13 protein-coding genes and 1 pseudogene are annotated in these 14190 nt (G+C 30.3%); 7 read left to right on the top strand and 7 right to left on the bottom strand.

Annotated elements, in window-relative coordinates:
* Window positions 1-15: 15 nt before the first annotated feature.
* The 4 genes from nreA (at window position 16) to AC1RRU_RS02240 (ending at window position 3571) form a co-directional block, all read left to right on the top strand.
* Window positions 16-465, top strand: a complete 450-nt coding sequence (nreA, locus tag AC1RRU_RS02225; RefSeq protein WP_011274983.1) for a nitrate respiration regulation accessory nitrate sensor NreA — start codon at window positions 16-18, stop codon at window positions 463-465.
* A gap of 9 nt (window positions 466-474) precedes the next feature.
* Window positions 475-1509, top strand: a complete 1035-nt coding sequence (nreB, locus tag AC1RRU_RS02230; RefSeq protein ID WP_011274984.1) for a nitrate respiration regulation sensor histidine kinase NreB — start codon at window positions 475-477, stop codon at window positions 1507-1509.
* A gap of 21 nt (window positions 1510-1530) precedes the next feature.
* A complete protein-coding gene (gene nreC / locus AC1RRU_RS02235) occupies window positions 1531-2184 on the top strand; it encodes a nitrate respiration regulation response regulator NreC (protein WP_011274985.1) in 654 nt (217 codons plus the stop codon).
* A 229-nt stretch (window positions 2185-2413) separates the two neighbouring features.
* The gene (locus AC1RRU_RS02240; protein ID WP_011274986.1) at window positions 2414-3571 is read left to right on the top strand and encodes a nitrate/nitrite transporter; all 1158 of its coding nucleotides are present in this window, start codon (window positions 2414-2416) and stop codon (window positions 3569-3571) included.
* A 78-nt stretch (window positions 3572-3649) separates the two neighbouring features.
* On the opposite strand, the gene AC1RRU_RS02245 is transcribed toward AC1RRU_RS02240, so the two are convergent.
* Complete coding sequence (locus tag AC1RRU_RS02245; protein ID WP_011274987.1) at window positions 3650-4066, bottom strand: Hsp20/alpha crystallin family protein; 417 nt, start codon at window positions 4064-4066, stop codon at window positions 3650-3652.
* 220 nt (window positions 4067-4286) lie between these two features.
* Window positions 4287-4730 (bottom strand): MarR family winged helix-turn-helix transcriptional regulator, encoded by a 444-nt coding sequence (locus AC1RRU_RS02250; protein WP_493196429.1) that lies wholly within the window; start codon window positions 4728-4730, stop codon window positions 4287-4289.
* A gap of 281 nt (window positions 4731-5011) precedes the next feature.
* On the opposite strand from AC1RRU_RS02250, the gene AC1RRU_RS02255 reads away from it, so the two are divergent.
* Window positions 5012-5371 carry a DUF3139 domain-containing protein gene (locus AC1RRU_RS02255; protein WP_011274989.1) on the top strand — a complete coding sequence of 120 codons (360 nt, stop codon included), beginning with the start codon at window positions 5012-5014 and terminating at the stop codon, window positions 5369-5371.
* Between the two features lie 207 nt (window positions 5372-5578).
* Entirely contained in the window at window positions 5579-6856 is a 1278-nt protein-coding gene (locus AC1RRU_RS02260) for a cation:dicarboxylate symporter family transporter (protein WP_011274991.1), read from the top strand.
* Window positions 6857-7003: 147 nt separating this feature from the next.
* Here AC1RRU_RS02260 and AC1RRU_RS02265 read toward each other — a convergent pair whose 3' ends face one another.
* The 4 genes and pseudogenes from AC1RRU_RS02265 to AC1RRU_RS02280 form a co-directional block, all read right to left on the bottom strand.
* The gene (locus AC1RRU_RS02265; protein ID WP_070855524.1) at window positions 7004-7357 is read right to left on the bottom strand and encodes a DUF4889 domain-containing protein; all 354 of its coding nucleotides are present in this window, start codon (window positions 7355-7357) and stop codon (window positions 7004-7006) included.
* Window positions 7358-7559: 202 nt separating this feature from the next.
* The gene (locus AC1RRU_RS02270) at window positions 7560-7982 is read right to left on the bottom strand and encodes a pyridoxamine 5'-phosphate oxidase family protein (RefSeq protein WP_011274993.1); all 423 of its coding nucleotides are present in this window, start codon (window positions 7980-7982) and stop codon (window positions 7560-7562) included.
* Window positions 7983-8048: 66 nt separating this feature from the next.
* Window positions 8049-10154 (bottom strand): AraC family transcriptional regulator Rsp, encoded by a 2106-nt coding sequence (rsp, locus tag AC1RRU_RS02275; protein WP_011274994.1) that lies wholly within the window; start codon window positions 10152-10154, stop codon window positions 8049-8051.
* Window positions 10155-11163: 1009 nt separating this feature from the next.
* A pseudogene (locus tag AC1RRU_RS02280) lies at window positions 11164-11539 on the bottom strand (YbgA family protein).
* Between the two features lie 178 nt (window positions 11540-11717).
* On the opposite strand from AC1RRU_RS02280, the gene AC1RRU_RS02285 reads away from it, so the two are divergent.
* Window positions 11718-13160, top strand: coding sequence for a sucrose-specific PTS transporter subunit IIBC (locus tag AC1RRU_RS02285; RefSeq protein WP_016930745.1), 1443 nt, complete (start codon window positions 11718-11720; stop codon window positions 13158-13160).
* 59 nt (window positions 13161-13219) lie between these two features.
* On the opposite strand, the gene AC1RRU_RS02290 is transcribed toward AC1RRU_RS02285, so the two are convergent.
* Entirely contained in the window at window positions 13220-14161 is a 942-nt protein-coding gene (locus tag AC1RRU_RS02290) for a magnesium transporter CorA family protein (protein ID WP_011274997.1), read from the bottom strand.
* Window positions 14162-14190: the final 29 nt, after the last annotated feature.

Genomic DNA, 14190 nt, shown 5'->3' on the forward strand with positions numbered 1-14190 from the left:
AGAGGAGATTCAAATGTGATTACGAATCCAGTATTTGAAAAACAGGATTTCCAACAACAATTGAATAATCTAAGGGTCAGTGAAGGCTATGATTTTGCAGGTGTTGCACTTTATGAGCATCATATGACTTCAGCACCGATTAAATGGCATTATGTCTCAGGTAACCTGAATGATCGCTATAAAATGATTATCTTGCGTAAAGGGCGAGGTCTAGCCGGTATGGTTATGAAGACTGGAAAACGCATGATCATTGCCGACGTAGTGGCAAGCTTATCACCAGAAGATAAGATTAAATATCCAATCTTAATTGCCGAAAATCTAACTGCAATGGTAGCTATCCCATTGTGTTACAATAATCAGGTGTATGGTGTATTACTCTTAGGTCAAAGAGATGGCAAGTCTCTTCCTGATTATGAAACTTTGGATATTAGTGGCAAGCTTTGGACATTTTCAGAAGAAATGTAGGTGTTTAAAATGTTGGATGTTGATAATCTTGATTTAGAGAACTTACTAAAAAAATATTACGAAAAGACGAATGAAAAAATCGTATTTGTAAATAAAGATGGTAAGGTTATCGCGATGAATGATGCTGCAGAAGAGATTATTTCAAAGGATAATAATTATAGTGCAATGACCAATGCGATATGTAATCGTTGTGAAGGTTACTCTAACGAATTTGCATTACAAAGTTGCATTAACTGTTATCTTGATACGACAAAGCCTAATGATATGAATTTCCAAGTATTCATGAAAACGGTAGATAATAAAATTCAACCATTTACTGCTTCGTATCAATGTATTGATGATGAGGCACAAATCTACGCTTTTACATTACAAGATATATCTCCACAAATAGAGCGACAAGAAAAGATGTATCAACGTCAGATGTTACGTAAAACGATTGCTGCACAAGAAAATGAAAGAAAACGTATATCTAGAGAATTACATGATAGTGTTGTTCAAGAGATGCTAAATGTAGATGTTGAATTGAGATTATTAAAATATCAACAAGATATGGCTCAACTCATTGAAAAATCCGAACATATTGAATTGCTAATGTCTAATTTAATTAATGATATTCGTGATTTATCAGTAGAATTGAGGCCTTCATCACTTGATGATTTAGGATTAGAAGCAGCTTTTAAATCTTATTTCAAACAATTAGAGTATAATTATGGATTAAATGTTGTTTATCAATCAAATATTCAAACAATACGTTTCGATAGTGAAATTGAAACCGTTGTTTATCGCGTTGTTCAAGAAGCGATATTTAATGCATTAAAATATGCAGGTGTTTATGAAGTGGAAGTAACGATTCAACAAACTGAAGAAGGTCTTATCGCTGAGATTATTGACAGGGGTAAAGGCTTTGATCCCAACTTAAAACCTCAGGGTACTGGATTAGGGCTATATGGAATGAATGAGAGAGCAGAACTTGTTAAAGGTACAGTGAATATAGAAACACATATTGGTAAAGGTACAATTATTACGTTAGAAGTACCAGTTTAAAATATGTTAGGGGAATATAAAGTGAAGATTGTTATTGCAGATGATCATGCAGTTGTTAGAACAGGATTTTCGATGATTTTAAACTTTCAAGAGGATATGGAAGTAGTTGCAACCGCTGCTGATGGGGGAGAAGCATATCAAAAGGTGATGGAGCATAAGCCAGATGTATTAATTATGGACTTAAGTATGCCACCTGGTGAATCAGGATTAATTGCAACAAGTAAAATATCAGAAAGTTTTCCTGAAACTAAAATATTAATATTAACAATGTATGATGATGAAGAATATTTGTTCCACGTTCTTCGTAATGGTGCTAAAGGCTATATATTAAAGAATGCACCTGATGAACAATTATTACTAGCCGTGCGAACAGTTTATAAGGGCGAAACATATGTAGATATGAAATTAACAACGTCATTAGTGAATGAATTTGTAAATCATAAACATTCAGATGATGTATCTACTAACGATCCATTTAAAATATTATCTAAGCGCGAACTAGAAATATTACCTTTAATTGCAAAAGGGTATGGTAATAAAGATATTGCTGAAAAATTATTCGTGTCGGTCAAAACGGTCGAAGCGCATAAAACACATATAATGACTAAACTCGATTTAAAATCTAAACCTGAGTTAGTAGAATATGCATTGAAAAAGAAATTATTAGATTTTTAAATGATGAAAATGAAACTGAGACAGATTAGTAATGTCTCAGTTTTTTGCGTACATATATAGAAAAAATATAGGGGGATTCCCAGTCAGTATAAGGGAATATCCTTATGTTCATTTTTTCACAATTCTACTAAAATTTAATTGTAATCAGTAATGTGATTGAATTATAAATTTTTGACCTCTTTTATATAACAATTACTGATAAAGAAAATTAAATGATGAAGGTGAAAAAATGTATAAGACAAAAGGTGGCTTTCAACTTACCTTACAAACGTTAAGTCTTGTAGTGGGTTTCATGGCATGGAGTATTATATCTCCGTTAATGCCATATATCTCTCAAGATGTTAAAGTTAATCCTGGACAGTTATCTATTATATTGGCAATTCCAGTAATATTAGGTTCAATTTTACGTGTGCCATTCGGTTATTTAACTAATATTATTGGTGCGAAATGGGTATTCTTTTGTAGTTTTGTTATATTATTATTTCCTATCTTCTTTTTAGGGCAAGCACAAACACCAGGAATGTTAATGTTATCTGGATTCTTTTTAGGTGTTGGAGGTGCGATATTCTCTGTAGGTGTGACATCTGTACCTAAATATTTTTCAAAAGATAAAGTAGGGCTTGCTAATGGAATTTATGGTATGGGTAACATCGGTACGGCAGTATCTTCATTTTTAGCACCACCTATTGCAGGTATTATAGGTTGGCAAACGACGGTAAGAAGTTATTTAATTATCATTGCTATTTTCGCAATTTTAATGTTCATTTTTGGTGATAAAAATGAACCAAAAGTGAAAGTACCTTTAGCATCTCAGTTTAAAAAATTATCATCAAATTATAAGTTATATTACTTAAGTCTTTGGTATTTTATTACGTTTGGTGCTTTTGTAGCATTTGGATTATTCTTACCTAACTACTTAGTAAATAACTTTGGCATTGATAAAGTTGATGCAGGTATTCGGTCAGGTGTATTCATTGCTTTAGCAACTTTCTTAAGACCAATTGGCGGTATACTTGGAGATAAATTTAATGCTGTGAAAGTACTAATGATCGATTTTATTATTATGATTGTAGGTGCTGTTATTTTAGGAATTTCAAGTCATATTGCTTTATTTACTATCGGTTGTTTAACTATCAGTATCTGTGCTGGTTTAGGTAATGGTTTAATATTTAAACTTGTACCTTCTTACTTCGCAAAAGAATCTGGTGCAGCTAATGGTATTGTTTCTATGATGGGTGGTTTAGGAGGATTCTTCCCACCTTTAGTTATTACTTATGTAACAGGTCTAACTGGTTCAAGTCATTTAGCATTTATTCTTTTAGCAATATTTGGTGTCTTAGCATTTATTACCATGGGACACTTATATAAAAAAGAATATGCAAAATAAATTTATACATTAAAAAGAGCAATACAAAGCTAAACATAGTTTTGTATTGCTCTTTAACATTTTATTCTGTATATCTATTTATTCTACTGTAATTGTTGTTGATTGATCTTGTGCACTAACTTCTTTAGGTAAAATAACAACTAAAATCCCGTCTTCGTAGCTTGCTTTAATTTGTGACTTATCAATATCATTAAATTCAAAATGTCTAACTAATTCACCACTTGCACGTTCACTTAATTGAACGCTACCTGTTTGTTCAGATACATGCTTTTGAACTTTAATTGTTAATGCCGCATGTTCAAATTTAAGTTCAATTTCAGACTTATTGACACCAGGTAGTTCAGCTTCTAATACGTATTGATTTGTTTGATTATAAATATTTGTCGGGAAACTTTTTGATGAAAATTGATTAAAAACTTGTTCACCTAAATCACGAAATACGTCTTTTGGATTATTCTTGAAAATGGATTGTTCAAAAAACTCTCTATTATTCATACTAATGTCTCTCCTTTATTTAAGCGTGCATACCATAGTTGTAAAATGATACTTTTCAAGTACATTATAGTAATAGAGAGGGTTAACGTAAAGCGAAAGGAATTATAAAAGAATAAGGCAAAGATTAAGTGCGGAATAGTAAATCCATGGCAAAAGTCTCAATATGTATAAAGCCTAGTAATTGTGAAATAAAGTGTTTCGCTTTTGCCAGGATTAAATATTAGTGAGTAGTATAATCGAAGTTATTTGAAATAACATGTTTTAAGCTATTAACAAGATTATCTTTTTCATCTTGTGAAATATCAAAGTCCTCAAAAACTTGGTCAGAGATAGCTTTCAACGTAGGTTTAATATTAATACCGCTTTCAGTCAGTGTAATTTGAAGATTTCTTTCATCTTCTTTTTCACGCATACGTTGTACGTAGCCTTTTTTCTCTAATTTCTTTAAGAGAGGTGTTAGTGTTCCAGAATCTAAAAATACGCGACGACCAAGTGATTTAATATTTATCTTTTCTTCATTTTCGATGGCCATGATGACCATAAAGTTTGTATATGTTAAATCATGCTTTTTTAAATAGTAAGTATATTTTTTTATAACTTCTTTAGAAGTAACATATAATAAAAAACATAATTGATTACTTAAATAACTATCTTTAATATACATACATTTCCCCCCTTAACTTATTTAAAGATATTATGAACTAAAAGTAATGTCAAGACTGTTGCCATAGTATTTCATGGACTTTTATAGCCTTTTGAACTATATTTGAAAGTACGTCTACACGTTTGCTGTAAGTGTCGATTTATTTTGAATTAGAGATAAATTGTTAGGACATTTTGTTACAGAAATACTGAAATACTTTAAAATTTTCTATCTATCATTCATAATAATTTAGATAGTAACTAGAGATGGTGAGACTAGGTTGTGTACAAAGGAGTTTCAAAATGAGTAAAAAACAAAAATGGATTAGAATTTGTATTATTTTGGCGATTTCATTAGTAGTGGCAATTGCTTTCTTTTTCGCAATGAAAACGTATCAAGGTCATAGAAATATTAAAATGGTAGATAGTTATATAGAGCAGAAACATTTAAGTGATGATATTAAATCTGAAAAAACACAATATAGTGCAAAAAAAGGGGTTTATTACAAAGAAGTTGTCTTTAAAGATGAACCTCATATGACATATGTCATTCAACCTATAGGAACACGTAAAGGTATCTTTGCTGAAGGCTTTGATACTGAAACTAAAAAAAGTATTAAAGATGCAAAACATAATTATTTTAACCAAAATTTCAAACCTTAATTTCGCATTAAATGAGGATTAATATTTTACAAGTAATGAAAAATAAGGAGAACAGAATTCATAATGATTTCTGATCTCCTTTTTATAGTATTTTTAATTATTTTAGCTTGATTGAATAGTATATATATAGTTAGCTTTAAAAATTTTATATCCCATTTCATAATTATCTGATATAATTAAGCGATGTCAGATGAAGGGGGTTTCAACATGGCTCTGTTCAAGAGAAAAATTAGTTTACCGATGCAGGTTATCATCGCATTGGTGCTAGGTGTAGTTGTAGGTTTATTATTATTTGGACAAGATAACGTAGCAAATTATATAAAACCGTTCGGTGATGTTTTCTTAAATTTAATTAAAATGATCATCATACCGATTGTATTCTGTGCATTAGCATTATCTATATCTAACTTAGGGGACTCAAAGAAGATAGGTAGCTATGGATGGAAAGCAATTCTTTACTTTGAAATTATAACAACAATCGCCATTGGTTTAGGACTAATCATTGGTAACTTATTCAAACCAGGTGCTGGTTTAGATCCAGACAAATTACCTAAAGGCGATATTTCTAAATATCAATCATCTGCATCCGCAGCAGAACAATCTACATATGGCAATCACTTTATTGATACCATTGTAAATATTGTACCAACAAACATATTTGAAGCATTAACTAAAGGTGAATTATTACCAATCATCTTCTTCGCAGTATTCTTCGGTTTAGGATTAGCTGCAATAGGAGAAAAAGCAGATCCTGTGAAAGGCTTTTTAAATGGTACGCTTGAAGCAGTATTCTGGATGATTAATAAAATTTTAAAATTAGCACCAATAGGTGTATTTGCATTTATTTGTACAACAGTAATGACTTTTGGAGCATCTGCTTTAATTCCATTATTAAAATTAGTATTAGTAGTAGTGTTCGCGATGGTGTTCTTTATTATCGTTGTTCTAGGAATTGTAGCAAGAATTTGTGGTATTAGTATCTTCTCAATCATTAAAATTTTGAAAGATGAATTATTATTAGCATTCTCTACTTCAAGTTCAGAAGCAGTATTACCAGTAATGATGAAGAAAATGGAAAAATTCGGAGCGCCAAGAGATGTCACATCCTTTGTTATTCCAATAGGTTACTCATTTAACCTTGATGGATCAGCACTATACCAATCAATTGCAGCATTATTTGTTGCACAAATGTATGGCATTCATTTATCTATATCAGAACAAATTATCTTAATGGTAACATTAATGGTTGCCTCTAAAGGTATGGCTGGAGTACCTGGCGTTTCAATCGTAGTATTATTAACAACATTAGGAGCTATGGGCTTACCAGCACAAGGGCTCGCGTTAATTATCGGTGTAGACCGTTTATTAGACATGGTTCGTACATGTGTTAACGTAATAGGTAATGCACTATCAGCTGTTGTTATCTCTAAATGGGAAAAGGTTTATGACAAAGAACAAGGTAAAAAATACTTAGAATCAATTTAAAAAAGAAATCTGACATTTTTAGTATCGAGCACATAGGCTCGATACTTTTTTATTGCTTAAAATTATAAAGATTTGTGTATAAATACGTTATGATATTAAAAAACTGCCAACAAAGATTTCTCTTCATTGACAGTGATTTATTGTAATTTACATACCTTTCATATCATGCATTTCATGAATTTTCATCATTAAACCATGTGGTACGTCATCGTGATCTACTTTAGATACTCTTGAGAATTTATCTGATCCTTTTTCTTTAACTAAAAATACGAAGTCGCCTTTCTTAAAATTAGCTTTGCTATCAGAAGGCAATTCAACATTTTTTTCAATTTTTTCAGTCTGTTCATTTACCATCTTATCAATTGTATGGTCGTTTTTCATATAGCCATAATACGTTTCTTTTTGACCACCTGTCATCATCATGACAACAAGAACGATACATACGATCAACATGATAGCAATAAGTGCAATACCGATACCTAAACCCTTTTTATTTTTCATTTTATAGACTCCTTTAAAAAGTTCTATCTCTTTTATACATAAAATACTATTAAATTGCAATAAAATAATAATCTATATTAAATTGAATCATAATTTAATGACATAAACGACATCATAGGCGTTAACCAATTAATCAAAAAAAAGAGTTCAGAACCTGATTATCTTAGTACTGAACTCTTTAATATAAACAGTTATTTAAATTCTATACAGTAATCGTTACAGGTGTATCGATATCATCATCATTCATTAACTTGATGGTTTTAGGTACGACTTTAAGCACACATAGATTTGGATCCTCTTTTGAATCAAAGAACGTTTTATCTTGCGTTTCCCATAACCAGTCAATTACTTTTTGATCTTCAACAATTTCTATATTTGCTTCAATTTCAACAAAGCTATTATTTGTTGTTTCATTGTAACCTAATAAAATATATGCATAAGGATTATTTTTAATTTCTTCAACTTTAGTACTCTCATTACTTGTCTTCGTATATAAAGTTAATTCATCATTATAAAATACCATATAACGACTATTTGGTTGATTATTATATGCTGTTGATAAGACGCCGACTTTTGAAGTATCTAAGACTTTTTCAATTGATTGAATCACTTGTTGTTTATCCAAAGTTATCATCTCCTTATACTATTTATAGCCTAAATGATGTTCTTTTAAACTTACATCCAAGGTATACTAAGAAGGTTTAATACAAATATATTTCACTTCATCATGTTTTAGCGTTATTTGAAATGCGGCATAATTATTTTCTTGAATCAATAGTTCAGTCTTTGGATGATTACATCTATCTAATTGTTGAATAATATCTTTTTCAATGTAAACATCACGCTTATCTTGTGGAATTAAATGTTGTATTGAGCCATGTTCATTATTTAATGTATTTACAATAAATAGGGTGTTTTCTTTAAAGTCATTTTCAAAGATATAGTGTTGTTGGCTATCAGATAAATAACGGTCATTGATTTTATTAAAAAGTATCACATGATAATTCCCATCTTTATAACACATTAAATAATTATTTGATATTTGAAATGACTCATTACTAAATGTAGAAACAAATCGATATAAATGCATGATAGGTAATAAACTACCATGATTATTAAAGAGTGAGATATACATTGGATCTGTTTCTATTAATTTATAGCACACGCCACCACCGTGTCTCATTAACTGATATAAATGACATACGAGATCTGACAATTGAAGTGATTGTGTACCATTATTAGTGTATTTGAAACATTTTAATGATAGGTTACTATAAATAAACTGAGTTGACGGTATATTAGACCCCTCTATAAAACGCAAATAATTTTCAAAGTGCGTCGATAAGTGAGTAAAGCCACGTTGTATATCAATTAGCACATTTTTGGTATCAATGTTTTCAATATCAACAAAGTAAAAATCAAAGTTCATACGATGCATAATATCATATGTTTCTTGTAATGAACCCAGTTGTCTTAACAAACCATCAACCATTAAACTAAATTTGATAGCACGGTTTTTATTCTTGAGTTTAAGGTGTGCAAGGTGGATATCATGAATAGACATTGTTTCAGTATCAAATACAAGCATGAATTTCACTAATTTTTTATTCCATTTATAATCTCTATTATTTTGTAAGAATATCATAATCAATTGGTATATCATTTTAAATTCTTGATTATTTTTAATAGTGACAGCTAATCTAATATTTTTTTCAAATAATTTCTCAAAACAACGATTTAGTAAATTTAAATTTGTTTGACGACCTACCATGTCACTCACGTCATTAATTAAAATCGCTGGTCTAGGTAAATAGGATAAATCAATATCAAAATAATCATTAAACACAAATTGAAATAATTCATTTATGTTTTGAAAATCTATAAAAGCCGTTGAAAATTGCGTCTGATCTTTAGGATCGTAATTAGCAATATTAATTTGTGTGGTTTCCGTGGTCAAATGATTCGTAAACTCAAATTGTGAAATTAAATTTAAAAAAGATTGACTAACTGAACTTCTTATTAAAATAGAGGGCAGGGGTTCTAATTGATTTAGCATCGTACGAAATTGCTTAGGGCTCGCTTCCAAATGTTTTTTAAATTGATTAGTAAAATTGGTGTGACTACTAAAACCTGATAATTCGGAAATCGTTGTTATAGAATGATTCGTTGTCATTAGTAATTGTACAGAGTGATTAACTTTTAGACTGGTATAATAATCTTTAAAATTTACATTTAATATGCGAGCAAACAAATTAGAACAATATGATTCTGAAATAAGTGCATGTTTTGCAATATCTAACAAAGATAGATTAGATGTAATGTTATTGTTAATAAACATGACAATATTAGACAGTAACTGATTATCGATAGACATAGTAGGTGCATATAATGTTGTGTTTCTAACTACGGCTTCTTTATATAACGTTCTTATAATTTTAGATACTGTTTCACTATCTTGTTCTTCATTATTTGAAAAGTTTGAAATACATTGCAAAATTTGAGATTTAATAAAATGATTCGACTGCAATAAATGACGGTCAAAGAAACAATTAAAGAAATCATTATCTTCTATATAGAAGTAAGCTATAGGGATTTTTAACTCAATTAAATCTTTAGCATGATCGATATTAAATAAATCACCTTGATTGACTATAGCAATATGGTTATGAATATCATTCTTTTCACCATTAATAGTAATCGTTAATTCATTAGTCAAAGAGAAATATATAATAATATAATTTATATTACGCGAAGGGGCAGTTGTTAAATGTTCATGTAATAGAAGGGAATTACTCATGTATGTTGTTCTCCTAGCTTTTATATTTATTGGCTAAACATTTCTGTTCAATTGAATTGTGAATAATAAAAGCTATTATAAAATAAAAGTAAGAAAAAATTAATAACTAAAAATAAAAAAATTTTGAGATTATTTTGTGAAAACGATAAAAATTTTCTCAAAGAAGCAACTTAAATGAAAAATTGAAAATATAGTGTGACTGATTTGGAAAATTTTAATAGCGTGGGACAACATAATTTGATGCATAATAAATATAGATTTCGAAACAGAATTGATTAAACATCATTTACAATAATTTAATTAATGGTTACGAAATCTTACATTCATTAGTTCTGTATCAACATCATGAAATAGCAACATAAAGTATTTCCACAACAAGAAAAGCTATAATTAAATCGTTGAGTTTAAATTCTGCCAACATGTTAAAGTTAATGATACAAGTACCAACAACTTATTAAAATTATTAAATTCTATATCAATAATTAGACTCAACAACAAGAATTTTCCATCTTACACAAGTAAAGTAAATTATTTTGTGCGTGATATAGAAATTCAACTCATCTTCATCATGAATTAAACAACTAGAGAGTGAAAATTAATAAATTAAATAATAGTCAGACATCACACCTAAGATTTGCCATTCAACTTAGAATAAGAATATGTATGCGTATTATTAACAATGGTATTAGCAGTAGCATGCTAATGTATATTATTAAGGAACCTAACTCCCCCAATTACTAAATCACTGATGCATAAGTAACAGTTTTAATATCTACCATTCTTTAATATACTGATTTTATTATAGGCGAAACATCAAGAGTAATATTTTACAGAAAAACAGAATTAATTTTAAAAAAGTTGGGACAACATATGCGTTGTCTCAACTTTTTTGTTTTTCATAAATTTAGCGAACAGCAGAAGAATTTCTAGTATTGTATAAGTACTTAATTAAGGCTTAGGTAGTACTAATTATTTCCATTCTAATAAATTTTTCATAACTTAAGTATTCTCATTGGAAATTAAGCAGGGTACTTTTTTGAAGGTAAGAAACTTCATATTTGTCGGCTAAGTATTTTATAAAAATCAGCAATTCTTTACTTTGAACATTATCTTGTTTGAAGTCAGCTTTTAATTGAGCTGATTTGTTTTTTTTCTATTTCATTAGCTTTGTGTTTAAAGTAACCCCACATATGATCGTATGCATTGATTATTGAACCATTGGATGGAGTCGTTTGGAGTGCTTCATTAATAGTGAGTTGAACTTCATTTAAAGTTGGAGATTGCTTAAGTAATTCACGAATATAATTATAATGCTGTTGACTATGGTACAAGACATTATATTTTTCTTCTCTCCATAACTTTTCAATATAGCCACGTTCTTTCATCAAATACGCCTCGCTCACTTATTTTGTAAGTTTTAATATATTTTCCCAGAAACTTAGATTACAAATCTAAAATATGAATAATTGGTGAAGATAAAAAAGGTTATTGCGTTATTTTTTGGAACCGGTTACAATGAAATTAATAAATAGAACCGGTTCCATTGAATAGGAGGGAAATTTAATGAACTATAAAAAGTCGGCTGAAGAAATTCTTGAAGCTATAGGTGGAGAAGATAATTTAGATGCGATGGCCCATTGCGCCACAAGATTGAGACTCGTACTTAATGATGAAAGTAAAGTAGATGAAGAAACTTTATCGAAAATGGATGTGGTTAAAGGCACATTCTCAACTGGAGGCCAATATCAAATCATCATTGGTTCAGGTACAGTAAATAAAGTATTTAATGAACTTGAAAAAATAACAGGGAAAGAAGCATCTACAACAGCGGATGTTAAAGATAAATCTGCTCGAAACATGAATCCATTACAACGATTCGTTAAAATGCTTTCAGATATATTTGTTCCTATTATTCCAGCCATTGTTGCTGGTGGGTTATTAATGGGGATTAATAATATTTTAACTGCACCAGATCTCTTTTATGATAATAAATCTTTAATAGATGTTCATAGTCAGTTTGCTGGATTAGCAGATATGATTAACATCTTTGCAAATGCACCGTTTACGCTATTACCAATATTAATTGGATTTAGTGCAGCGAAACGATTTGGAGGTAATCCATTCTTAGGGGCGGCGCTTGGCATGATTTTAGTACATCCATCATTAATGAGCGCATACGATTTTCCTAAGGCTGTAGAAGCGGGTAAAGCAATTCCACATTGGGACTTATTTGGCTTACATATTAATCAAGTAGGTTATCAAGGACAAGTGTTACCAATGTTAGTGGCAGCATATATTTTAGCAACAATTGAAAAGTGGCTACGTAAAGTTATTCCTACAGTATTAGATAATTTGTTAACACCATTATTATCTATTTTAGTTACGGCATTTTTAACATTTTTATTTGTAGGACCATTAACAAGACAACTTGGTTATTGGTTATCAGACGGATTAACATGGCTATATGAATTTGGCGGGGCTATAGGTGGATTTATCTTTGGCTTATTCTATGCGCCAATTGTTATAACAGGTATGCACCACAGCTTTATCGCTGTTGAAACAACATTAATCGCTGATCAAGCAAAAACGGGAGGTTCATTTATCTTCCCAATTGCAACAATGTCTAACGTAGCACAAGGCGGTGCAGCATTAGCAGCATTTATCATTATAAAAAATAACAAAAAATTAAAAGGTGTTGCATCAGCAGCTGGTGTGTCAGCGCTTTTAGGTATTACAGAACCAGCAATGTTTGGTGTGAATCTTAAATTAAGATATCCATTTATTGGCGCAATCATTGGTTCAGCAATTGGTTCAGCTTACATCTCGTTCTTTAAAGTAAAGGCTATTGCTTTAGGTACAGCAGGTTTGCCAGGATTTATTTCTATTAATCCAGCACATGCAGGTTGGTTGCACTACTTTATAGGCATGCTCGTTGCCTTTATCGTTTCTGTAGCTATTACTTTAATTTTATCTCGACGCAAAGCTTATCAAGCTTCAGCTGAATAAACGAAATAAAGTCGACATTCTGATTTATGCAGAATGTCGACTTTTTGTATAATTAGCAGTTATAATTTTTGTTTTCGCCATAAGAAGATACTTACTATTGTAACGAGTACAAGTGAGATACCTACGATAAAGAGCCACGATGAATAACTTTTTTCATCGAGTGGAAGCGGTACGTTCATACCGAAGAAACTAAATACAAGTGTAGGTAATGTGAGTAACACTGTGAATAGCGTCAGTGTCTTCATAATATTATTCATTTCATTAGACAATAATGAAGAATAAGAAGTCGTAATACTCTCTAAAATGCCAGTATATAATTCTGTCGTTTCAATCGCTTGGTTGTTTTCAATCACTAAATCTTCCAATAAATCTTCATCTTCTTCAAAGCGTTTTATAGCAGGTAAACGGAATAATTTTTTAATTATTGTATCGTTACCTTTTAATGCTGCTAAAAAGTATACCAAACTTTTTTCAACTTCCATTAATTTGTAAAGCTGTTTATTAGTAATATTATTTTTTAGTTCACGTTCAATACGGATTCGTGATTTATTTAAAAGTCTTAAATTTCTGTTGTAGTGGTTAGAAATAGTTAATAAAATATCTAGCGCAAAACGACTATGAAAATTTAAATTAACATCATCTTGTCGTGCATAATTCTCTAAGAATTCATTCTCAGCATCGCAAATAGTTAAAATAAGTCCTTTTCCGATAACAATACCTAATGGGATTGTAACGAATGATAAGACACGACGGTGCGTAGAGCTTACAATTGGTAAGTCGATAATGATAAGGGAATAGCCTGTGTCATCATCATACTCAATACGTGCGCTCTCATCAGCGTCTAATGGATCTCGAATAAAATCTTCAGGTAAATTATACGTTTCTATCAATTGTTCAATTTCTTCTCTATCTGGTTCTACAACATTAATCCATGATGCAGAGTGATCTAAAGTTGTTTCAACGATGTCATTGTTAGTTGAATGTTTATATGCAGTAAGCATGGTTAATGATTCCTTTCATATTCATTTAG

The sequence above is a fragment of the Staphylococcus sp. GW821-FHT11H10 genome (assembly GCF_058807855.1).